Source organism: Streptomyces sp. NBC_01264 (assembly GCF_026340675.1).
Lineage (GTDB): Bacteria > Actinomycetota > Actinomycetes > Streptomycetales > Streptomycetaceae > Streptomyces.
On sequence record NZ_JAPEOX010000001.1, the window covers coordinates 1844454 to 1866671 of the forward strand.

The window sequence follows — 22218 nt, forward strand, 5'->3', positions numbered from 1 at the left end:
TCCACCCATTCCATGGAGGATGTCCAGTGTTACGAACACGCCCGACTCGCCGCGCGGCGGGGGCCCAGTCAGATGACGCGTTCCTTCGGGAACTGGGCTACGAGCCGGTGCTGGCCCGCCGCATGCGGCCGTTCGGCAACTTCGCCATCAGCTTCTCGGTGATCTCCGTGCTGAGCGGCTGCATGACCCTGTACGGCTTCGGTCTCGCGACCGGGGGGCCCGCCGTGATGATGTGGGGCTGGATCGCCGTCGGCGCCATGGTGATGCTCGTCGGAGCCGGCCTGGCAGAGGTCACCTCCGCGTACCCCACCTCCGGCGCCCTCTACTACCAGGCCGAACAGCTCGGCGGGCGCAAGTGGGGCTGGTACACCGGCTGGCTCAACCTGCTCGGTCTGCTCGGTGCGATCGCCGGCATCGACTACGGTGCCGCGCTGTTCACCGGCGCCTTCTTGAACCTGCAGTTCGGCTTCGTCCCGACGCCAGGCAAGATCATGGCGATCTACTTCTGCATCCTCTCGCTGCACGCCACGCTGAACCTCTTCGGGGTCCGGCTGGTGAGCATCCTGAACTCCATCAGCGTGTGGTGGCACCTGGGCGGGATCGCCGTGATCGTCGGCGCGCTCGCGATCGTGCCGTCACGCCACCAGTCGCCGTCCTTCGTCTTCGGGGAGTTCGTCAACAACACCGGCTGGTCCGGCTCGCTGTACGTAGTGCTGATCGGGCTGCTGCTCGCCCAGTACACCTTCAGCGGGTACGACGCCTCCGCGCACCTGTCGGAGGAGACCACCAACGCGCAGGTCTCCGCCTCCCGCGGCATCATGCGGGCGATCGGCTGGTCGTGGCTGGCCGGGTTCGTGCTGCTGGCCGGACTGACCTTCGCCATCCAGGACTACGCCGCCACCCAGGCCACCGCCACCGGCGTGCCACCGGCACAGATCTTCCTCGACGCCCTCGGCACCGCCGGCGCGAAGGCCCTGCTGCTGGTCGTAATCGTCGCGCAGCTGTTCTGCGGCAACGCCGAGACCGCCGCCGCCAGCCGCATGGTGTTCGCCTTCTCCCGCGACGGCGCCCTGCCCGGGTCGAAGCTGTGGCGTCACGTCGATGCCCGCACCGGCACCCCGACCCGCGCCGTGTGGCTGTCAGTCGCCGTGGCCGCAGTCCTGGCGCTGCCGTCGCTGTACAGCCCGACCGCGTACGCCGCCGTCACGGCGATCAACGTCATCGGGATCACGCCCGCGTACGCCATCCCGATCTACCTGCGGATCCGCAACCGCCACCGCTTCCAGCCCGGCCCTTGGAACCTGGGTCGCTGGGGCGTGCCCGTCGGCGCGATCGCCGTGGCCTGGGTGGTCTTCGTGACCGTGCTGTTCTGCCTCCCCCAGTCCCGGCCCGAGTCCGGTCTCGTCTCCGTGACCACGTTCAACTACGCGCCCATCGCCCTTCTGGTCGTCATCGCCCTGGCCACCGTGTGGTGGCGTGTCGCGGGAGGCGACTACAAGGTGCCGACCGCGGCGGCCGACGCGGGCTCGGGCATGGCCCGGATCCAGGAAGAGGTCGTGTGATGACCGCTCTGTCCACCCAGACCGGAGGAACGCCGCGCCCGAGCGGCCCGTCGCACCGTAATGCCGATGCCGCCTCGACCGCCCCGCAGCGGCCGGCCCGGGCGTTCAGCGTCGACGAGCTGCGTAAGGCCGTCGGAGCCGGTGTGATCGACACCGTCCTCCTCGCCGTTCCGGACCTGCAGGGCCGCCTCAAGGGCAAACGGTACGGGGCGCGGCACTTCCTCGACCGCGTACTCGACGGCGGCGCGGAGATGTGCGCCTACCTCCTGGCCACCGACGTCGACATGACGCCCGCCGACGGGTTCGCCCTCACGTCCTGGGCGAGCGGGTACGAGGACATGACGGTCGTGCCGGACCCCTCGACGCTGCGGACTCTGCCGTGGATGCCGCGCACCGCGCTCGTTCTCGGCAACGCGATCGGTCTGAGCGAGGAGCCCATCGAGGTTGCGCCGCGGCAGATTCTGCGGCACCAGCTGACCCGGCTTGCCGCCCACGGGCTGCACGCCCAGGCCGGCCTGGAGACCGAGTTCATGCTCTACCACGGCACCTACACCCCGACCGCCGGCATCGGCCCGGGCGGACTCACGCCGGTGGCCGAGGAGAACCTGGACTACGCCCTCGACCACGCGCCGGACACTGACCGGCTCTTCCGGCGCCTCCAGGGCTCGCTGTCCAAGGCGGGCATGCCCGTCGAGGCGATCAAGACTGAAGGCGCCCCGGGTCAGGTGGAGGTCACCTTCCCCTACGGTGCTGCGCTGCCCGCGTGCGACAACCATGTCGTCTTCAAGCACGCGGTGCGCACCCTCGCAGGACGGTCCGGCATGACGGCCACGTTCATGGCCTCCCCCGAGACCGGCATCGCCAGCGGACTCCACCTGCACGTCTCCCTTACGCGCAGCGGCAATGCCATGCTCTCCGATCAGGCCGGACGGCTGTCCGAGATCGGCGAGCAGGCAATCGCCGGACTGCTCACGACGCTGCCGGGGCTCGCCCCGCTGTACGCGCCGAACGTCAATTCCTATAAGCGGTACGTGCCCGGCTCCTTCGCCCCCACTCGCATGGCGTGGGGGTGGGACAACCGCACGTGCGCCGTGCGACTCACCGGCCACGGTTCGGGCCTGCACTTGGAGATCCGCGTGCCGGGGGCGGACGCGAACCCATACCTGGCTCTCTCCGCCGTTCTCGCTTCGATCATCCACGGCATCGAACGGCAGATCACCCCGACGGCACCCTGCACGGCCAACGCCTACGAGGCCACCGACGTGCCCCTCCTGCCCCTCACCCTCGGTCAGGCCCGCTCCGCGTTCCGGCACAGCCCCGTCGCCCAGGAGGCGTTCGGGAAAGAGATGGTCGAGCACTACGCCCACCTCGCGCAGCTCGAACTCGACCACCACCGCGGCATCGTCACCGACGCAGAACAGGCCCGCTGGTTCACCCGCGCCTGATCCTGCCGCACCCAGACCAGACTCCGGCCGGGAGAGTTCCCCCTCGGCCGGGGTCTGCCCAACCTGCACCACCACACCGCCGCCGCAACGTAAGGACCCGATCATGCCCGCACGGCCCGCCACGGCCGCCTCACATCCGACCCCGGCACAGGTGAAGATCGCTGGAACCCTCGCCCAGGGCATGAGCACCGCCAAGGCGGCAGCCGAACTGGGCCTGTCCGAAGGCACCGTCGCGATCCAGATGTCGCACGGGAACCGGCGGGCCGGAGTACGCCACCGTCACGCCCTGGTCCACGCGTGCTACGTCACCGAGCAGCTGCCCCGGCCGGAGCCGACAGCACCACCGCCCGGCGGCGTCGACGACATCGAGACCAAGATCCTCTGGTCCCTCGCTCTGGACGGGACCTACGCCGAGATCGCAGAGCACTGCGGCCTCTCCCACGACGGGATGAAGAAGCGGATCCGAGCGCTACGGGCGCGCTGGAGCGCCGAGCACGACCCGCACCTGATCACCCTGGGCTGGATGTTCGGCGTACTCGACGCCTCCCACGGAACCGGCGGCCACCAGGTCACGTAGCTGCAGACGGCCACGTAATCAGTGGCCCTTGGCAAGCTACTCCCCCACACAACAGACAACACTGGATTCCTCGATACATCCAACCTCCGCTCCGGCCGTCGCGAAGGCATAGCCGATGTCCAGGTGGTAATGCTCCGGCTCGTCCTTCGCGGGCCTGGCCGGCACCTGGCCGAACTCGACGTAGGCGGGAAGCCCGGAGACCGGGACGATCCGCCCGGGGTCGATGCCCGTCTCCTCGGAAAGCTCCCGTATGGCCCCGCCGAGCAGCGTGGTATCAGTCAGTTCGGGATGCCCGCCCTTACGAACTCGTCCATGGTTGGCGGTGCGACGCCGGGGCTTGATCCCTGATCATGTTGGTGTGGTGGGGAAAGGGTCTCGTGCAGCGATCATCAGCGACCGGCGGATCACAGGGCTCTCAGCCGAAGTGATCGCCGAACTCGTCGCCGAGGTAGGTCCGTTATGGCACGAACGACACCAGGCGAGACTGGAGTCCCGGCCACGCCAGAGGGCCGTTGGCGCTGGTGCAAAGCATCGGCTGGTCTTCATCGACCGGCTCCTGGCCACGCTCGTCCACCTTCGCCACGGTGCCACTCACGACGTGCTGGCCTGCTGGTTCGGCGTTGACCGCTCCACGATCACCCGGGCGATCGGCGAGGTACGGCCCCTGCTCGCAGCCCGCGGCTGCACCATCGCGGCCGACATCCGGCTCCGCACCCTCGCCGAGGTCATCGACCACCTCGGCGTCAGCGGGCAGACCGGGATCATCGACGGCACCGAGATCCGGGTCCGCAGGCCCGCAGTCGGCCGCAAGGACCGGGAGAAGTTCATCTCCGGCAAGAACAAGCAGAACGCCGTCAAGGCCATGGTCCTCACCGACGCCCGCGGCAGGCTCCTGTTCTGCAGTCCAGCCCAGCCGGCAAGCTGCGCCGACATCACCCACGCCCGACAGTTGGGCCTGGTCAAGCACCTGACTGGCAGCCCGGTGGCCGTGGAGATCCTCGCCGACGCCGGCTACCAGGGCCTGGGCGCCCAAACCGGCGGCCGCGTGGTGACACCACCGCACCGCAAGTTCAAGAAGAACCCGCCGGACTGGTACGAAGAGATCTACGAACGCCAGCGCAAGGCGCACTCTTCACCCGGATCCGCGTCGAGCACGGCATCGCACACCTCAAGAACTGGCGAGTACTCGCCCACCACCACGGCCGACGCGACCACCTCAGCGACACGATCCAAGCCATCGCCAGCCTGCTCTCACACCAGCAGACCGCCACCCGCGGCGGCCGTCAGCAACCGTGACCACCAAGCCGACCTGCACCTTTCGACGTCGCACCGCCAACCATGCACGAGCTCGTTAGGAACAGTTCGCATATCTCAGGCCCTTGGCTGTCTCAGCGTACGGCGCTGCTGGCTCCGCACTCCCTGGTGTAGCGGCGTTAACCCTGGCGTCTCAGTCGGCATCGAAAACTTTACTCTTCTGTGATCTCGATTTGCTGACTTGTCGCTCGCCATAGACAGCTACTGCTGCGGTCGGCGATCAAGGAACGCCCGGACAGCTGTGTGCATCGTGGGCAGCAACAGGCGGACGGGAAGGGTCTCACCGCTCGGTCGCTGTCGGTGGTCGCCCGTAGAGTCATCGCGGGGCCAGCGTGGCCGCAACCTGACTGAGGGATGGACAAGTTGGTATCGGGACGTGCGACTGATCCGGAAGAAGCGCGGCAGCTCATGCTTCGGAACGGGTGCGACCCGAAGGTGCCTTTCGCCTCGAACAAGACACCCTGGGAGAGCACCTGCATGAGGTGCCAGGGAGATATTGACCCGACGTACGACAGCATCTCCACGAAGGCCAAGCGGCACGGGGATGCTCGCCGCGGTTGTCGCCCGTGCGCCGACAAGGAGCGTGCAAAGAAGTTCAGGCTCGATGAGGACGAGCTGGCGAAGAGCGTCGTAGCCGCCAACATCGAGCCACTGGAGCCGTACGAGAAGAACTCCAAGGGGTGGGCATGTCGTTGCCTCAATGTCGGTTGCCCACGCGAGGGCAAGCCGATCAAGGTACTCATGAAGGTGGTTCGGGCCGGCGGCATGGCCTGCCGTTTCTGCTCCAAGAAGGAGATCCACCCCGATGATGCGTTCAAGATGATGGTCGACTCGGGGATGGTCGAGCCCAAGGTGCCCTACCCAGGCATCGACATACCGTGGCTCGGCGAATGCCTGCGGTGTCACAAGGATGTGACCCCTCGTCTGAACGACGTCCGAAACGGTCAAGGAGCGTGCATACACTGCGCGTCTAACACTCCGCTAACCCCGGAGCAGGCATGGGGCCGCGCCCTCTCCTACCGTGTTCTTCCCGATGATCTGCACGCATTCAAGAGCACGAATACCCCTTGGCCGGGGACGTGCATCGAGTGCGGGGCCGATGTGGAGCCCCGACTGGGCAACCTCTACCGGGGCCAGGGAGCCTGCAACTCCCAAAAGTGCAAGCTCACCGGCTTCAAGGACGACGCGCCGGGCCTGATCTACCTCCTTCACCGCTCGGATCCGGAGATAGCGAAGATCGGCATCTGCGAGCACGCTCCGCACAACAAGGGTCTTGAGCGCCACATCAACAACGGCTGGGAAGTGGCGCAAACGCTAACTTTCCAGGTGGGACTCCATGCACGGCTGCTCGAGTCGACCATCAAGAGGTTGTGGTTCAAGGACCGGGCCTGGGCGGACGGCCGGGCCCGCGGAGAGGCGTGGTTCGACGGCTACACCGAGACGGTGCTGCTCGATGACCCAGAGCGGACTGAACCGTGGACTTCGCTCACGGCGCTGTCCCTGTGGACCGATGTCCAGATCCAGGCCGAGCGGCTGGGCTTCGCCATGGACGAGCGGCGCGCTGAGGCCGAGGCCGAGGGAGGCGAGCAGCTGACCTGAGTGGGGCGAACTACGTGTCGTTCGGCTTGGGCGTACAGGTGAGCGACCCCTTTGAGGGCAGGCCGAGCAGTTTACTTGGCCCGCTCGCGGGTCATGTTTGCGTGGCGTTGCCGCCGTGCAGGAGGCAGGTCCCGGTGTCGTACGGGCGAGCGGTGGCCCAGGAGCCGCCGTCGGGCGCGCCGATGACCAGGTGGTCGGCGGCGCAGTTCCGCACGAGGCCGGGATGGAGGTGTTCTTCGCGCTCAACATGTCTCATGAGACATGTTGCTTGACGCTGGCCGCGTGATTGACCGGGAGGCTAGCCGGATTGGCGAGAGCCTCTGGAGCGCGTGAGGCGCGAGCGAGGCAGAATCTGGAGTCCTGGACGGAGGTTCTGGAGCAGACTCAGGCGGAGGTGGATGCCGCGCGGGAGCGGGTCTAGCGGGCTCGGGTGGGCGTGAGGAGCTCGTGTCGGTGCTGGCCGAGGAACGCCCGGTTGATATGCCGGTTTCCGTGCCGTCTGGTGGTGAGATGGCTGCCGTGGGAGCGGGCGGCTCGGGTGTGGGGCATGGCGTGCGGCCGCCGGTGTGGCGGTCGGGCATGGGTGAGGAGGTGCTGAGCGGCATGTATCGGGAGGTGTTCGCCGCGGTGGTGGCTGCTTCGGGGCCGGTGAACGGGGTGGAGCTGACGCGGTCTGTGGGCCGGGAAGCGGAAATCGAGAACGAGGTGGAGAAGATCCGTCACCGTGACTATGTGCCGGAGAAGCGGGGCTGGCTGGCGCGGGCGAAGGACGGACGGTTCATGCCCGCGCCCGCAGCAGTCGGCCGAGGCGCTTCTCGGGCCAGTGCGGAGCATCCCCGGCCAGACGCCGGGACAGCCTGATCACGGCGGCCCACCACACCATCTGGGCGTGGTGGTCGAGGCGGCGCTCGTGGTCGCGGTTGAGGCGGCGTGAGTGGGCCAGCCAGCTCAGCGTGCGCTCCACCACCCACCTGCGGGCCAGTACGACAGACGCCGGCCTTGGTCCCGCAGCCAGCGCCAGGCCGTGACTCCGGAGCAGCCCACGGTCTCGGCCGGGACGTCGCGCCAGGCAACGCCGGTCCGCAGGACGTACACGATCCCCGCGAGAGCCGCTCGGTCCGGAACGCGAAGCCGCCCGGGATACGAATCTGTAGGACGGACGCCAAGGGTTCAGGGAACTTGTCACGACGTGTCCGCCAGCCTTGAACCGTCTGGCGCGGCCGGTCGCGACGCCGCCCTGCCCATAAGGCTCGCCAACTGGTCTAGGGTCGGCCCGTGTCACAGACCGCCGATCAGGACGATCAGAACGAGATACCAGGGTTCCTCTACCAGTGGGACCGCGACCAGGCGCTCACCCAGGACCGATGCTTCCTGTGCGGGGCCGACCTTGCCGGAGGCCGGACCGACGAGCATGTCTTCCCCCAGTGGCTGCTGCGGCGGTGTGACCTGTGGAACGAGAAGATCACACTGCTCAACGGCACCCTGATGCCGTACAAGCAGATGAAGATTCCCTGCTGCAGCACCTGCAACAACGAATACTTGTCCCGCATTGAACAAGCCGTGGGCGACGCCTTCGCCGAGGGCCCCGAAGCGGTTGCGGCCCTGGACGCCACCACCCTGTTCTTGTGGATGGGCAAGATCTACTACGGCCTCATGTTCCGGGAACTGTCGCTCCTCGCTGACCGGTGTGACCCGCAGGGCGGCTCCATCGTCTCGCCCGAATTCCTGACCACCTTCCGCATGCACCACCTGCTGTTGCAGGCGGCTCGCGGCGCCGTACGCTGGCAAAAAGATCAGCATCCGGCCTCCGTGTTCGTTTTCCAGGCGCAGGAGCCCACCGACCCGCGCCACCGCTTCGACTACGTGGACGTCATCAACTTCCCGTTCTTCGCCATCAGAGTCGGAGCGACCGCCGTCGTCGCCGTGCTCCAGGACTGGGGCGCGCTCGCCCAGGCTGTGACCGTGCCTGCTTTCGAGGCGGCCCGACAACTCGTGCTCCACCCGCAGCAGTTCCGTGAGGTGGCTGCCCTGGCCGCCTACATGACTACCCTGTTCAACCGCGTCCCCAAGCACCTTCTGTATGCAGGTGAGAACCGCGTCGATGTCATGACTCTGCCCCTCCAGGGCATGTCCACCAAGTTCGTCTTCGATCCCTTCGATGTGGGCGACTACGCACAGGTTCTGTCCCATGTCACTGGCCATCCCCTCGAGGAGCTGTATGACGGACGCAACATCGTCACCCTCCTGCGGGACGGGGACAATCAGCCGTGGGCCGTTCCATGGCCTGCCGACGAACGCCAGTACCCCGACATCCGGTTCATGCAGCGCTGACCTGCACAGCAATTCCCGCAGGCCGACAGGAGCAGCTCACGGCATGCGGCCTGCACCCGAGACCCAAGCCGCGGTCTGCATCGGGAGCGTCGACGTCGTGCCGGCGATGCCGGCGCAGGCAAGGGACCGGATCTCGCCGGCGGCGCGGAGGCAGTCTGCCCGGCGGCGGAGCGAGGAGGGCACGGTGGGTCCTTCGGCGCTGTCCGGCCGGCTGGAGCACCACATGATGCGGATCAAGAACGATCATGAAGGGCGAAGCGGGTGCGCCACACCCTCTGCCGGCGCCACGGAGCATCCGGGATGTCTTCTGCACCCGGTCCAGTCCTCCACGGACCGGTACACCGACGCTGCAACTGCGCGGCGCACCCCTCGTCTGCGATACGCACCGTCATCCCTGCCGGCTGCGAGAAAGAGGCTTCACCGGCATGCTCGTCATGCCTGCAGCGCAGCAGCAGGCACGGGAGTCGGGTGGAGCGGTCGGGCAGCTTGTCGGTGTGGCGTCGTGCGGCGAGGATGGCGGGGTGATCGAACGTGACCATGCGCCGAACGCCGGGACGGGACTGCTCGGAGCGAACTTCAGTCGTCGCAGCCGTCTGGAACCGACCGACGACCGGGCCGGGGCCGGGGCCGGGCGGTGGATCGCCATCGACGAGTCCGGCTACCACGGCGATCAGCTGCACGGCGGCGACCGCTACATGATCCTGGGCTCGGTGGCCATTGATGACGCCGATGCTGCCGCCATCGTGGACACCCTGCGTGTCGAGGGGGGGATCCAGAAGTCCGCGACAGAGCTGAAGTTCCAGAAGATGTTCGCCGGCCCGGCTGCGGGCCGGCGCCGTCACCTCCTGGGCGACCTGCTGGCACCCGATGGTCCGCTCCATGACCGCGCCTCGGTATACGTGATCGACAAGCACTACTTCGTCGCGGCCAAACTTGTCGACCTCCTGCTGGAGGAGCGGTTCAACGCCCTGGGCATCGACATCGTCATGAACGGCGTAGCCCGGCAGTTCGCCCTGGACCTGGCCACCGAAGGCCCCCGGGCGATGGGCCGCGACGGCTTCGACCGACTCATCGCCACCGCCGTGGGCTTCTTCTCCAAGAAGAACCGTACGGGCGACCATGTCACCGTCGACGAGCTCTTCACCGTCATCCAGCAGTGCCACACGTACGCCCGTCGCCGTAAAGCCCCGCAGGCGAAGAAGGCGGCACAGGTCCTGGAGATGTTGCGCACAACCCGCGCGGAGGCCGAAGCCTTCGCCCGTGAGCGGCCGTCCGAAGCCACACCGACCGGAGAGCACGGGCTGCTCGACGACTCCACCGATCCGCTCGTCACCGCCGTGCCGACGGTCATCCTCCACGCCTCGATCCGACACGGCGGCAAGCTCCAGGTCCTCGCGGACGACCAACGGCTTCTGACCGACGACAAACTCGACGTCCTGGAACGCGGGGCGACAGCCGTGGGTCTGGTGCAAGGCCTGATCGAGCAGAGCCACCTTCAGAGCCTGGTCCGCGGCCGGTCGGTGGATCATCCCTCCCTCCAGCTTGCCGACCTGGTGGCAGGCGCCGGCCGGGCGGTTGCACGATGGCACGACGGCCAGGACGACCCTGCCGGGCAGGACCTTCACCTAGTAGTGGCGCCACTCGTGGACCCCAACGGCCTGCTCATGGGTGAGAAGCCCGCCGATTTCGCGCGAGTCGACACCGCCCGCGCGAAGCGCCGCTGAACGCCGTGCGCTGCCGTAGAGTCACCTGCGGTTCGAGCACCGGATGGGACGCTGCCCGCCCGAGGTGTTGTGCCGTCGCTGCCCCTGCCGCCGCGCAGAGAGCTGATGCCCCGTGCCCGGACAGCAGCCGGCGAGCCCTTCCGCACGGCACGAGGAATATGCGCGTGTCGCATGCGAGGGAGGTGGATTCTGGTGTAAGCAGGCGTGAGGCCCCGCGGCCGTAGACGTCCGGCGGGGGCAGGGATCGGGGTGGGGCTCGTGACAGAAAGCGCGTACGAGGAGCTGCAGACCGGCGGGTTGGGGCCAGCAACGTTCGAACTGCTGCGGAGGCTGGTTCACCAGGTGCGCCGTGGCACCGGTTTTCCGCCCCCGGAGGGGCACACGGTGTGGAGCGATGACGCGGCTTACGACGTGATTAGCGCGATGTTGTCCCAGGAAGGAGCGGGACAACGGTTCGTGACCGTCTGCTTCACCCAGGCCGCCGACGAAGCCTCTCTGGAACGACTGTTTCTCACGTCGATCAAGAACTTCCTCATCGACGAGGCGAAGAAGACACCGCGAGGCAAGCTTCGGCGCCGTATCGCCCGGCTGATGGGCGAGAACGCGGCCTACCGCAAGCTCAAGGGTTCCCCGCCGCGCTGGGCACTGGCCGACCACGCCGAAGGAGCCGTTTGGCAGGGAGATCTCGACGATCTCATCGCCCAGGCCGCACAGGTGAAAGGCGTCGGCATCACCCGCTGGAACCACTCCGGCCCCACACCCCAGCAGACCGTGCACGCCCTGATGGCCATCCTGCTGTCCGTGCTGCAGTACGCGCAAGGAGCGGTACGGGAGGAAGACCTCGCCAAGGTTCTCGAGGCCCGGTTCGGGCTTCTGGCACCGGCCCGCATGACCCCTCTGTTCGCCGACGAAGGGACCGTCGCCGCCATCGTCGAGCAGCATGCAGCCACCACCGCACCTGACCCGACCGGGGTCGAAGGGGTTGCCGAGGACATCTGGCAGCGCCTCTCACCCAACGAGCGTCTGCTGCTTCCCTACCTCGACAAGGACGCCCACCACGCGGCGCAACTACTGGAGATCCGGCAAGGCCATGCGGCGCTTGTCCTGTCCAACCTCAAGACAATGCTCCGTGATGCCCTCTCCGCTGACAGTGCCCCCCAGGTGGTCATGGCTGCCCTGTTGCGGCGCTGCAGCGAGGCTGCCTCGTGAACAGCCCCAGTTACGTCGTCTGGACCCAGTGAGAAGAGAATGCGCTGATGGACCACAGCCGAGGAGACGGGGGAGACGGCATGAGCTCTGTCCACACCACTGCCTACCAGAGGCTTCTAGCCGCCGCAGCGAACCTGAAAGTACCCGACGCCGTCCACCGAGTGGCCACCGCAGCACCCCAGGACCCCCGCCCCGGCCAGATCTGGCGCGCGATGTGGGAGGACACCATCGAGCTGCTGCTGATCACCACGGCCGGTGACGACGACACCGCCCGCGTCGTGCCGGCCTCCTTCGAGCGGTACGCCGACGCCGACACCCTGCTTCTGCCCGCCCAGGCGACCACCCTGGAGCAGCCGCTGGCCCTGTGGTGGGGCCTGGAGACCACCGTGCCGTGGTGTGTGCTGGACCGGCAGGTCAGCGAGCTGACAAGCCGCCCCGACAACCTCACCTCCCGTGCGCTCGCCGACACAGTGACCGGCGCCCAGTGGGGGAGCCGTACCGTCTTGTCCACAGCGGCAGGCGAGTACCGCGCCGTTCTCACCGGCCACTTCGAGGTCCTCGGCTCCGCATGGTGGGCCCCGCAAGGATCGGGAGGTCTCTCCGAGCTCCTTGGTGAGCATGGAATCACCGTCAAGCAGCTCGCGGCCGAACTGAAACTGCTACCCCCTCTGGCGCTGGACGTGTGGCGGGGCCAGCAGCCCCTCACCGCCGAACAGGCCGCCACGCTCGCCGCACTCCTCGGCCAGCCCGCCGCCCGCTTCCTCGACGCCAACCCCGCCCTGCCACCCGCCGTCGTCCACGAACTCAACCGGCCTCTGCGGCGCAGCCAGGTCAAGAAGCTCTCCGCCCAGTACGACGAGACCGAACACGCCGCCCGTCTGCGCGCCGCCTATGGCGTCTACACGCTCGCGGCACGCGACGACAACCGCACCCAGCCGAACTGGACCGCACGCACCGACCGCTACTTCGAACTCCTCCTGGACCAATAGAGAAGAGGGGGTACCCCCGGGTGATCAACTACGTGCTCGCCGGCGCCGCCCGCACCCAGGCCGCCGCCATGATCACAGAACTCGAAACGGCCCGCCCCGGCGCCGTCGAACTCCTGGCACAAGGCGCCCTCGCGGCACTGCGGACCTGGCCCGAGCTCACCGTCAAAGACGTCCCCGAGAACGAGGCAGCCCAAGGCTGCAGCGTCGCCGGCGCGTACGACTACGGCCCCCACCCCGCCTGTCCGTCGCCACCTCCAACAGCCACGCACGGCGGGACTTCACCGCCCTGCACGAACTCGGTCACCACCTGCAGAAGAACAGCTTCGACCTCATGGAGCCCTTCAGCAAGCAAGCCGACCGCGGCGTCCTCCTCGAAGACGCCGCCTGCGACGCGTTCGCCGCCCAGATCCTGCTCCCTGCACACCTCGTCGACCAGCACCTGGACGCCAAAGGGCCCACCGCCTCAGCGATCACCCTCCTGTGGGAGACGAGCAAAGCCTCCCGCATGGCCGTCTGCGTACGAGCAGCCCAGCACCTCCCCGCCCCCGGTCACGTTCTCCTCCTCGACCCTGTCGGACACCTCGCTTTCGCCGCCTCCCACGGCCTGCCGCCCCTGCGGCGCGGCAGCTTCCAAGGCGACATCCCCGTCATCGACCGCGCCCTGGCCGGCCCCGGCCGCGTACAAGGACGGACCCAGGTCCGCTACCGCGACGGCATCCTCGGACGCGAACTGCACACCGATACCGCCCCCATGGACGGCTACACCGTCGCCGTCCTCCTCACCGACTCCGCCCCCTGGCGCGCCTTCACCCCGCCCACCACCGACACCGGCCCCCGGCCGCGCGACTACATCTGCGCGAACTGCGACGAGAACTACCGCTCCTTCGAACCCGCCTGCCGGCGCTGCCGCGTCCCTCACTGCCCCGAATGCGGCCGCTGCGCCTGCCCGCCCCGCACCCCCGGCCGCTCCTGCCCCGGCTGCTTCCTCGAGCACCCGCCCGCGATGTTTGCCCCGGACAGCGACCGCTGCCTCGACTGCTCCTGACACCCCGCCGGCCCCGCCAGCCACACGCGTCTTCCTACCCGCGAGTTACGTCGTCTGTCCCAGGCGAAGCACCCCACCCAGGGTGCTCACGGAACCCGGGCGCCGGCCGCGGGGACCCGCAGGAACGTCGCCGGCAGGGACAGCAACATGGCTATCCAGATCACCGCAGTGCGCCTGACGGCCGGCGGAACCGCGCACGAGCACATCACCCACCTGTGGTGGACCGAGCAGGCGACTGGCAAGACCGGCGACAACACCCGGGCCGAGATCGTCCACTGGATCGAGAACAAGGCCGGCAAGGCCTACACCAGTGACGCAGCCGGCCGCAGCACGGAAGTGCTCGTGGTGACGCCCACCCGGGGCGAGAAGTACCTGCGGACCCACGCCGACGGCGTATGGACCAACAACCTTCTCGCCCTCCCCAGGCGCTGACCCGCCACAAGCCCCCGGGCACTCGGCGCGCCGCCCCCGTAGCGGCGCGCCGGGGTACCCCGGCATCCACAGTCCGAACACGCGCTCCCCACTTCAGGAGGACCCCATGTCCCAGGACACTCACGGGCCTAAGCCCGTCACGATCATCGTCAACGCCCGCCCCCACATCTGGGAGGCGAAGGAGATCACGTATGAGCAGGTCGTCGACCTCGCTTACCCCGGCCAGCCGCCGAACGACCAGGACACCTACACCGTCCGCTACAGCCGCGGACACGACGGCCACGGAACAGGCAGCCTCACCGCCAGCCACAGCGTCCGAGTGAAGGAGGGAATGGTCTTCGATGTCTACCGCACTTCTCGCTCGTGACCCCGACCTGTCCCGCCTCATCGACGACGGCTACGCCATCACCGTCCACGCCGGCCACATCATCGTCCGGATCCCGTACGTCACCGAGAACGGCACTGTTGAGCGTGGCTTCCTCGCCCACCCGATCACCGTCAGCGGAGACCGCCTCGTTTCCGGCACCGACCACCGCATCTGGTTCGGCGGCTCCACCCCCTGCACCGAGCACGGCCACCCCCTGCCCCTGGCCACCCCCGAGAGCCGGGTGATCGCCGAGGGCATGCAGGCGAACTTCATGCTCTCCAGCAAGCCCCCGGACGGCTACCCCGACCAGTACACGAAGATCACCGCGTACGCGCGGATCATCGCCGACCACGCCCACGCCCTCGACCCCTCAGCCACGCCCACCCCCGGCGCCGCGTGGCAGAAGATCGACGACGACAGCCCCTTCGCCTATCGCGACACCGCCACCTCCCGCGCCGGCATCACCGCTATCAACCGCCGCTTCCGGGGCCACCGGATCGTGATCGTCGGCCTCGGCGGCAGCGGCAGCTACATCCTCGACCAGGTCGCCAAGACCGAGGTCGACTCGATCCTCCTCATCGACGGCGACACTTTCGACAACCACAACGCCTTCCGCGCACCCGGCGCCCCCACCCTCGACACCCTGCGCACCCGCCCACCCAAGGCGACCCACTTCGCCTCGATCTACGCCAACATGCACCAGGGCGTGACCGCCTGCGCGCAGTACCTCGACGAGGACAACCTCGACCTGCTCACCGGGGCGACGTTCGTGTTCCTCGCCTCCGACGACGCCGCCAGCAAGCCGGTCATCATCGACTGGCTCGAAGCCCACGACGTGCCGTTCATCGACGTCGGCATGGGCATCGAAGAGATCGACGGCCGCCTCAGCGGACTGCTCCGCATCACCACCAGCCTCCCCGGCCGCCGAGACACGCCCCGCGAGCGCATCCCCCGGCCGGCACCCGAACGCGACGCCTACGCAAGCAACATCCAGACCGCGGACCTCAACGCGCTCAACGCCGTCCTGGCCGTCATCCGATGGAAACGCTCCCTCGGCATCTACGCCGACGCCACCGACGAGGCCCACACCACGTACTCGCTGATCACCAACGAGATCGCCAACGAGGACCTCCCGTGACCCCGCAAGACACCCTGCGCCCGGTCTTCACCGAGACCTTCCCCCAGGCCATGGACGCAGGAGTGCTTTACATCTCGATCTCGTACCGCACCTGCGGCCACCTGTGCTGCTGCGGATGCGGGTACGAAGTCGTCACACCGCTCTCTCCGGCCCAGTGGTCCCTCACCTACGACGGCGAGAACGCCTCCCTCACCCCATCGATCGGCAACTGGTCCCTCCCGTGCCAGTCGCACTACTGGATCCGTGACGGCCGCGTCCGCTGGGCCCGCCGCTACTCGCCGGCGGAAATCGACCAGAACCGGAACCGGGACGGTCGCCTGCTGGCCGTCCACGACACCAGAGATCCCCAGCCGAAACGACGGGAAGGGTTCCGCCGCCGTCTCCGGTTCTGGCACCGTCCGTAGACCGACGGGCGAGCCCTGCCCCCACCGCCCTGCCGGACAAACAGACCCCCACAACGCACTTAGCGACGTTGACGGGGGCCGCGGGGGCGGATGGGCGTGACGGTGGTTGAGATGTCTTGTCGAGTTGCTACCGATGGGCTTCGTAGAACGGATCCTAGGGAGCCGCCAGCGGGAGCCCGCCCAACGGCTCCCAAGATCGCCCGGACAAGTCCTAACAGACTCCCGTCCGTGCTCGGCTTCGGTGCCTATGGAGTTACTCCAGGCGGTCGGCCTGTCGGATGTCACCTGGGAGCGAATTCGTGACTTCGAGACGCGCGCCCTCAAGGCGTTAGATCACTGGTGACCCCCGACCCAAGACGCCCCACGCCTCTGCGGCTGAGCGACGTAGCTACGGCACTCCGTCACAGCCGCCTGATGTGACTGACCGTCATATTTGGCCAGTCTGCCGGGCCCCTTTTGGCGGGCCCCGGCGGCGTGCTGATGAGCCCGGACGATCGTGGAATCTACATCGCCACTGCCCGAACCCCCTGCTACGCGCGGGTTGGAGAGCCGTGATACTGGGGAGATGGCAGATGACTCCGCGCCGAACCTCAACCTCTCCGCCCCTGTCGGGTCCGTCGACCTCCGCGCCTTTGACGACGACGGCAACCCGTACGAGATCTGGACGTGCCACGACTGCTTGCCCTGGCATGCTGAGGTCGTCCTGGTCTAAGGTGAAGTGCTCGTGCGTGAGTGGCACGCCGTGGACTGCCCTCAGTTCCGGGACCTCGTGAAGGACTGAGCTGCCCGGGGTCAGAACTCGAACGCCAACTGCTCCGTTGGCCGAGGGCTCTCCGTTGGAGCAGGTGGCCTCGGAGCCGGCACTGTAGCCCGCAGCGTGGTCGCTCCGGCCCCTCGCTCAGCCTCGGCCAGGACCAGCTCCCAAACCTCACGCGCCGAGATAAGTGACAGGGCGAACGTCTCCGTGGCGCCGTTCTGCGGAAGGTCCCGCTGGGTGAGGTACTGCGGCACCGCCAGTTCATCGCGCAGAAGATCCAGCACGGCCTGCTCGATCCGATAGGCGTCGTCACCTGAGGGGCGCGGCAGTGAGTACGGCATCCTCCAGCCGCGAGGACGCATCACCGAGAGCCGACCGCGCTTCGGGCGCATCGAAGCGATGCCCACCTTCCCGGCTCCGGACTGATCGTTGGTCATGACGTAGACCAGTGCCGGACCGGACCAGTCGAACCCCTGCTTGTCGCAGAGCTTGCAGCCGTGGCCCCGCATTACCGCCTTGTAGCGGCGTCGCGATTCCTTCCCGCACTTGTGGCAGCGCATCAGCCAGGTTTCCTGACGGCCCCGGAACTTCTCCAACGGCGTCGCCCCCCGCTCCTCCATCCGCTTTGCCGCCGTCTCTGGCGTGATCCTCGCGACCTTGGAGCAGTACGGGCAGCCGCTCTGCTCAGGCCGCTGGCGCAGGTTGACGAGGATGGGCTGCACCGTCTCGCCGCACCGCAGACAGGTGCTTACCCAGGGGAAGCTGACCCGGGCGGGTGCGGGGGCGAGTCGAAGCCACGCCACACCATTTCCGAGTGCAGTTCTTCAGGTGACCACCGACCGGAACACCAGGAACAGCCGAGCCCGCGGGCGATGCGCTCGACCACCACATCGACCTCATTGCCACACCCTGTGCACCGACACCGCCACGGCGTCGCGGAAAGCTGGGGCGCCGGCACCACCGGCACAAACCCGGCATCCTGCACGATCTTCTTCCGGCGCGTAGGGCTGGCGAGGAAGAAGCTGCACGACCGGCAGCCGTGGCCCTCCACGACGCGTCGCAGTGAGCGTCGGTGGCTCTCGCTGCACGTTGTGCACCGCATCAGCCAGGTCGCGTTCACGGTGCCGGGGAAGTCTTCCAGCGGCACCCAGCCGCGCTGATCCAGCTCAGCTTTGGCTTCCTCTTCGGTGAAGCGTGGCTTGCGCATACGTCGACGATAGAACGTGGCACTGACAGCCAGTCAGGACCACCTCGCGCTATGCCGCCATGCCCTGCGTGCGCATACTGAGGATCTCCGACTTCGGGCTCGGCCCGATGGGGCCGAAGGCGGCTATCTGGAACCGGTACACGGTGTCAGAGGGCGAGTCTGGTCTGACCTTCGCGTCGGAGGAGCCTGCGCCACTCGCTCGGAGGGCTTCCGGTCAAGGCGTTCCACCCACATCCTGACCCGGAGGTGACTTCGGGAGGGGAACCGCGTGTACGCGAAGAACTGGGCGAAGTACTACATCGACCTGGGTGCGGAATCCATGTACGTCGACCTGAGCGGCGAGTCAGACGCGCCTGTCCCCCACTGGGACGACCTGAATCTGGTGGAGGCCGCCTACCGAGCACGACAGCGGATCCTGCACGCGTTCCACCAGGACCTCAGGCCGGATACTGCGGACAAAGAAGTCGTCCTCACGGCGGCCAAGCGCAGCATGGTGCACAGCGCCGGCGGAACGAAGCTGCACGGGGACCAGCTCTACGTGCTGTGGTTCGAGGACCGCGATTCCTCGTTCGTTAAGGTCGGCCGCTCCTACGACTTCGAAGGGACCGGAGCTACCGATACTTCAGCGAGGCGGACCGGAACGCGAAGGCCCTGATGGGTGCGTGGCTGTCGCCTCCGGTGGCGCCCTTCGACGACAAGTACGCTGCGAAACCGTGGGAGGACAGGCTGAAGGCCAAGCTGGTGGAGTACGGGGTCGCGCGGAAAGGTACGGAGTACTTCAGCGTCATCTGGGAGCCCGGCGGGAACCTTGTCAGACCGTACGGGGACGCTGCGAACGACGGGATCACGTTCAGGCGCGTGGTGGACATCGCCCAGAAGCTCCGCGGCGGGGATGCGGACATGGTCTAGCGGACCGCGGGAGGCTTCGCGTCGTTGGTCATGGACCGCAGTCTGGGGGACGCGCCCCCTCCAGGACGTGCCGCACCGGCCGGTGTCCCCTGCGCACCCCTCCACCAGGTCACATCCAACGCGGCATAGGGCGAGTCAGTTTGAAAGGCTTGAGGACTGAGATGCCCCCGGACCGATCCGGCGGATTCAGGGAACATCCACCCGCCGCAAAGGTACCGACCATCGCCGACTCTCGGCTTGCATCTTGAAGCCTGAACTGGTTGCGAGACCAAGTATCCCTAGACACCTGGGCTTCCGGGGATCACCCCCACGAATCAGCCTATGCCGCAAAGCCTCAAGAACAGTCGTTCGTCTGGAGGTTCCACGACACCCCTCCAGGGAGTCGGGGACCACCGCCTTTTCACACAGGGTAGGGCGCGGCCTCACGGACGGGCCGGCATCTCCAACATCCCCATGGTGCGCACAGGGGTTATCTCCACCAACACACGCTCAGGGTCTGGGGCAGGGCGGCGACCGTATCGATCCGCATAGCGGTCGACAGCGTTCGAAACCTCATCGCCTGCAGTTCGAACCTCAGCAACGCCCTCGATGGTCAGCCACCTCGGACCCGCTACCTGCGATATCGCGACCCTCGCCTCTCCGGGAAGCGCGGCAAGGATGTTGGCGATTTTCACGCTGCTCTTTCGCGTGATGACACGCGCGACGCCCGCATCGTGGTCGTAAGTCACACCCACGGGCACTACATGCGGAGTTCCATCCGAACGCAACGTGGTCAGCGTGGCCAGGTGGTATTCAGACCAGAAGTCTACGAAGGCTTCGGTTTCAGTGATCGCGGTAGCCATGGCGCCAGGTTAATTCACTTCCGCATTCAAGCGGGTGCGACCTGTGTCACGTAATTCGAGATCACCACAAAGATTCCGTTACGTCCGAATCGCTCCAATTCAATAGCAGGCCCTACAGGCGGCCTGTTTCGGATTCATAACGAATCCGCCCGCGCCCACTTTCCGTGAACCTGCCAACTCATTCTCCAGATAATGGCAGGTCAGATGGGTTTCACTACGGCGCGCCTCACGGGGTTCGATGATCGAATAGCCGTTTTCGATCTTGCCTAACTTTTCGCTCCCTATTGCCCTACGCGAATCCGGTGATCAATCCACTCCAGGGATGACGTACGGTTCGATCAAGCAGGTGGATCACGGGTTCATCAAGGCCTTCCTCCGTGACCTCCACCGGCCAGGCCATGCGGAGATACGTCTTCCACAGAACCCCGAGCACGAGCCCAGCGGAGTCGCTGGGTGGAGACGGCTCGCAGGGCGCAGGGGTACCGCTTGACCGGCGGCGCACCCCGCCCCTCAGACAGCAGGACAAGACCGAGCCGTACCTCCACCGCTGTGGCGTCCGCCTCGGATATCGAGCATACAAGCGATAGCACCGGTGTCGATCGCCACCGCCTGCGGGTGTGGCGGACGACCACTGGCTGACGAGGGACCTATGTGGTGGCGAACCGGGGACACACGTCCCCACAGCAACACCGAGCGCCAGGTGCGTCCCTGGCCTCTCCGCCGACCAGGGACCTTCTCCCTTGCAGGTCGAGCGGACCGCGTGGCGGACAGGCAACTTCGTAAGCGGATCCGCCTGGAGCTCCAGGAGCTCGGCGTGCAGCCCCCGCTGCGCATCGACGAGCTTCGGAGCGCGCTGGCAGCCCAGCGCGATCGACCGATTCTGATTCGACGCGCTCCGCTCCCGATGCCGGGGCCCGTGGGCTTCTGGCTCGACCTCCCGGACGCCGACGTCATCGTCGTCCAGGAGCGCACGACCCGGCTCCACCAGGACCACATCATCCTGCACGAGCTGTGCCACCTAAAGGCCGACGGACCGCAAGCTCCCCGCTGGGAGGACCACGCCGCAGGTTTCGGAACGGAGGGCGGGCGATGCTCGTACCTCGACAAGGAGGAGTGTCAGGTGGAGAAGGCGGCCACGATCATCATGGAGTGGGCGTCCGTTCTGGAGCAGGTCGGTCCGCCGCCGGCCACCGATCCGGCCGTACGCAGCGTGAACCTGGCCCTGGGTGACCGTCAGGGGTGGCTGTGATGACGATCCTGTTCCTCCTCATCCTCGCCGCCGCCGTTGCATGGAAGGTCTACCAGCTCACGAAGGCACCCCGGGATGGCGCCCTGCGCTCCGTCACCCTGTGCCTCGTGTGTGCGGCCCTGTCCTATCCGGTGGCGATGCCGGGCGGAGCCAGTGGCGTGGACACCGTCGCCGGCCACGGCGCGGCCAAGCTCATACAGAACATCCTGCTGCTCGGCACGGTGTACTTCCTGATGTGCTTCTACCTGTACTCATCGGCCGACCGGGCAACGAGTAGGCGTCGTGCGCGTCGCGAGGCCCTTCTTGCGCTCGGAGTCGCGGCCGTTCTCGTCATCTCGGCCACGACGGTGCCGCACGAGGTGTTCGCCGGCTCTTTCTCGACCGCGGACATGGCAATTACCCAGCTCGCCGCGTTCTACGGCGTCGCCGGCCTGTACCTGACCTACGCCTTGGGCGCCGCCGGCATCTGGACGGTCCGCTACGCCCGGCTTTCACCGCGTCCGCATTCCACCGGTCTCTGGATCACGGCGGTCGGGCTGCTGGCCATGGCTGCGGCCTGCGCTGTCCGAGCGGTCTTCGTGGCAACCCGGTGGCAGGGCGGCACCGTTCCGAGGGGACTGATGTCCGCGGTCGCGATGCTGCTGGTCCTCTCCATCCTCCTCTTCGTCGTCGGCGTTTCGTACTCCGGCGCCCGCAGCCGCCTGTCGGCTCTGCGGGTGTGGCGGCAGCATCGCCGCGGATACCGTCGCCTCGAACCGCTCTGGAGGCTCCTGTCCGACCGGTTCCCCGAGACCGTCCTCGCCTCCCTGCCTACGGTGCTCGAAACCTGGGGTGTGCGTGGCGTGCACCGCCTCTACCACCGCCGCGTGGTCGAGTGTCGAGACGGGCTGGTCCGTATCAGCCCCCTCATGGGCGACCTGACGACGGAGGACCTCCTGGCCATGGACGCGACCATCCTGGCCAACCGGCTCCGCTCGGCAGCAGCCGCAGACGTCCACGGGTCCGAGGAAGCCCAGCCGGTCATTCCGCTGGCCGTGCCCGAGATCGACAGCGCCGGTGCTGACGCCGCCCACCTGTTCGCCCTCTCCGACGCCCTCCGCGCCGCCTGACCACCCTTC

Annotated in this window: 25 protein-coding genes and 1 pseudogene; 20 read left to right on the top strand and 6 right to left on the bottom strand. The window is 67.5% G+C overall.

The features are described from left to right. Positions 1 to 26 precede the first annotated feature (26 nt). From OG435_RS08295 to OG435_RS08305, 3 genes are all read left to right on the top strand, one after another. Positions 27 to 1562 carry an amino acid permease gene (locus tag OG435_RS08295; RefSeq protein WP_266876176.1) on the top strand — a complete coding sequence of 512 codons (1536 nt, stop codon included), beginning with the start codon at positions 27 to 29 and terminating at the stop codon, positions 1560 to 1562. Then, on the top strand, positions 1562 to 3007 hold the full coding sequence (locus tag OG435_RS08300) for a glutamine synthetase family protein (RefSeq protein WP_266876177.1): 1446 nt from the start codon (positions 1562 to 1564) through the stop codon (positions 3005 to 3007). Before OG435_RS08295 ends, OG435_RS08300 begins: the two co-directional genes overlap by 1 nt. A 103-nt stretch (positions 3008 to 3110) precedes the next feature. After that, positions 3111 to 3584, top strand: a complete 474-nt coding sequence (locus OG435_RS08305; RefSeq protein ID WP_266876178.1) for a LuxR C-terminal-related transcriptional regulator — start codon at positions 3111 to 3113, stop codon at positions 3582 to 3584. Between the two features lie 36 nt (positions 3585 to 3620). Here the strand turns inward: OG435_RS08305 and OG435_RS08310 are convergent, their stop codons facing one another. Continuing rightward, positions 3621 to 3926 (bottom strand): NUDIX domain-containing protein, encoded by a 306-nt coding sequence (locus OG435_RS08310; protein WP_266881578.1) that lies wholly within the window; start codon positions 3924 to 3926, stop codon positions 3621 to 3623. 82 nt (positions 3927 to 4008) lie between these two features. Between OG435_RS08310 and OG435_RS08315 the strand changes: the two genes are divergently transcribed. Together OG435_RS08315 and OG435_RS08320 are read left to right on the top strand one after the other, a co-directional pair. After that, positions 4009 to 5064, top strand: coding sequence for a transposase (locus OG435_RS08315; RefSeq protein WP_266876179.1), 1056 nt, complete (start codon positions 4009 to 4011; stop codon positions 5062 to 5064). A gap of 188 nt (positions 5065 to 5252) precedes the next feature. Beyond that, positions 5253 to 6497: a hypothetical protein gene (locus tag OG435_RS08320; protein ID WP_266876180.1), complete on the top strand. Its 1245-nt coding sequence runs from the start codon at positions 5253 to 5255 to the stop codon at positions 6495 to 6497. 91 nt (positions 6498 to 6588) lie between these two features. On the opposite strand, the gene OG435_RS08325 is transcribed toward OG435_RS08320, so the two are convergent. Next, positions 6589 to 6753: a hypothetical protein gene (locus OG435_RS08325; RefSeq protein WP_266876181.1), complete on the bottom strand. Its 165-nt coding sequence runs from the start codon at positions 6751 to 6753 to the stop codon at positions 6589 to 6591. Positions 6754 to 6944: 191 nt separating this feature from the next. Between OG435_RS08325 and OG435_RS08330 the strand changes: the two genes are divergently transcribed. After that, positions 6945 to 7358, top strand: a complete 414-nt coding sequence (locus tag OG435_RS08330) for a hypothetical protein (RefSeq protein ID WP_266882313.1) — start codon at positions 6945 to 6947, stop codon at positions 7356 to 7358. 93 nt (positions 7359 to 7451) lie between these two features. Here the strand turns inward: OG435_RS08330 and OG435_RS08340 are convergent. After that, positions 7452 to 7640 (bottom strand): annotated as a pseudogene (locus OG435_RS08340) (transposase); the annotation flags it as partial. 132 nt (positions 7641 to 7772) lie between these two features. Between OG435_RS08340 and OG435_RS08345 the strand changes: the two are divergent. The 10 genes from OG435_RS08345 to OG435_RS08390 all read left to right on the top strand — a co-directional run bounded on the left by OG435_RS08345 (position 7773) and on the right by OG435_RS08390 (position 16848). Continuing rightward, on the top strand, positions 7773 to 8828 hold the full coding sequence (locus OG435_RS08345) for a hypothetical protein (RefSeq protein ID WP_266876182.1): 1056 nt from the start codon (positions 7773 to 7775) through the stop codon (positions 8826 to 8828). A gap of 521 nt (positions 8829 to 9349) precedes the next feature. After that, on the top strand, positions 9350 to 10552 hold the full coding sequence (locus OG435_RS08350) for a DUF3800 domain-containing protein (protein WP_266876183.1): 1203 nt from the start codon (positions 9350 to 9352) through the stop codon (positions 10550 to 10552). Positions 10553 to 10810: 258 nt separating this feature from the next. Then, entirely contained in the window at positions 10811 to 11761 is a 951-nt protein-coding gene (locus OG435_RS08355; protein WP_266876184.1) for a hypothetical protein, read from the top strand. A gap of 80 nt (positions 11762 to 11841) precedes the next feature. Next, positions 11842 to 12750, top strand: coding sequence for a hypothetical protein (locus OG435_RS08360; protein ID WP_266876185.1), 909 nt, complete (start codon positions 11842 to 11844; stop codon positions 12748 to 12750). Between the two features lie 331 nt (positions 12751 to 13081). Next, a complete protein-coding gene (locus OG435_RS50075) occupies positions 13082 to 13795 on the top strand; it encodes a hypothetical protein (protein WP_323187799.1) in 714 nt (237 codons plus the stop codon). Positions 13796 to 13942: 147 nt separating this feature from the next. Beyond that, a complete protein-coding gene (locus OG435_RS08370) occupies positions 13943 to 14227 on the top strand; it encodes a DUF3892 domain-containing protein (RefSeq protein WP_266876187.1) in 285 nt (94 codons plus the stop codon). A 106-nt stretch (positions 14228 to 14333) separates the two neighbouring features. Further along, the gene (locus tag OG435_RS08375) at positions 14334 to 14594 is read left to right on the top strand and encodes a multiubiquitin domain-containing protein (RefSeq protein ID WP_266876188.1); all 261 of its coding nucleotides are present in this window, start codon (positions 14334 to 14336) and stop codon (positions 14592 to 14594) included. Beyond that, a complete protein-coding gene (locus OG435_RS08380) occupies positions 14569 to 15732 on the top strand; it encodes a ThiF family adenylyltransferase (protein WP_266876189.1) in 1164 nt (387 codons plus the stop codon). Before OG435_RS08375 ends, OG435_RS08380 begins: the two co-directional genes overlap by 26 nt. Next, positions 15729 to 16136 carry a DUF6527 family protein gene (locus tag OG435_RS08385; protein WP_266876190.1) on the top strand — a complete coding sequence of 136 codons (408 nt, stop codon included), beginning with the start codon at positions 15729 to 15731 and terminating at the stop codon, positions 16134 to 16136. The genes OG435_RS08380 and OG435_RS08385 overlap by 4 nt, the downstream gene beginning before the upstream one ends. A gap of 565 nt (positions 16137 to 16701) precedes the next feature. Further along, positions 16702 to 16848, top strand: a complete 147-nt coding sequence (locus tag OG435_RS08390; RefSeq protein WP_266876191.1) for a hypothetical protein — start codon at positions 16702 to 16704, stop codon at positions 16846 to 16848. An 80-nt stretch (positions 16849 to 16928) separates the two neighbouring features. On the opposite strand, the gene OG435_RS08395 is transcribed toward OG435_RS08390, so the two are convergent. Then, complete coding sequence (locus tag OG435_RS08395; protein ID WP_266876192.1) at positions 16929 to 17615, bottom strand: hypothetical protein; 687 nt, start codon at positions 17613 to 17615, stop codon at positions 16929 to 16931. A 26-nt stretch (positions 17616 to 17641) separates the two neighbouring features. Beyond that, complete coding sequence (locus OG435_RS08400; protein WP_266876193.1) at positions 17642 to 18100, bottom strand: hypothetical protein; 459 nt, start codon at positions 18098 to 18100, stop codon at positions 17642 to 17644. Between the two features lie 268 nt (positions 18101 to 18368). Between OG435_RS08400 and OG435_RS08405 the strand changes: the two genes are divergently transcribed. Continuing rightward, complete coding sequence (locus tag OG435_RS08405; protein ID WP_266876194.1) at positions 18369 to 18755, top strand: hypothetical protein; 387 nt, start codon at positions 18369 to 18371, stop codon at positions 18753 to 18755. Then, positions 18755 to 19009: a hypothetical protein gene (locus OG435_RS08410; protein WP_266876195.1), complete on the top strand. Its 255-nt coding sequence runs from the start codon at positions 18755 to 18757 to the stop codon at positions 19007 to 19009. The genes OG435_RS08405 and OG435_RS08410 overlap by 1 nt, the downstream gene beginning before the upstream one ends. A 422-nt stretch (positions 19010 to 19431) precedes the next feature. Here the strand turns inward: OG435_RS08410 and OG435_RS08415 are convergent, their stop codons facing one another. Next, on the bottom strand, positions 19432 to 19851 hold the full coding sequence (locus tag OG435_RS08415) for a TIGR03618 family F420-dependent PPOX class oxidoreductase (protein WP_266876196.1): 420 nt from the start codon (positions 19849 to 19851) through the stop codon (positions 19432 to 19434). 760 nt (positions 19852 to 20611) lie between these two features. Between OG435_RS08415 and OG435_RS08420 the strand changes: the two genes are divergently transcribed. Both OG435_RS08420 and OG435_RS08425 read left to right on the top strand, forming a co-directional pair. Then, complete coding sequence (locus tag OG435_RS08420) at positions 20612 to 21100, top strand: hypothetical protein (protein WP_266876197.1); 489 nt, start codon at positions 20612 to 20614, stop codon at positions 21098 to 21100. Continuing rightward, on the top strand, positions 21100 to 22209 hold the full coding sequence (locus OG435_RS08425) for an MAB_1171c family putative transporter (protein ID WP_266876198.1): 1110 nt from the start codon (positions 21100 to 21102) through the stop codon (positions 22207 to 22209). The genes OG435_RS08420 and OG435_RS08425 overlap by 1 nt, the downstream gene beginning before the upstream one ends. The last annotated feature ends 9 nt before the right edge of the window (positions 22210 to 22218 follow it).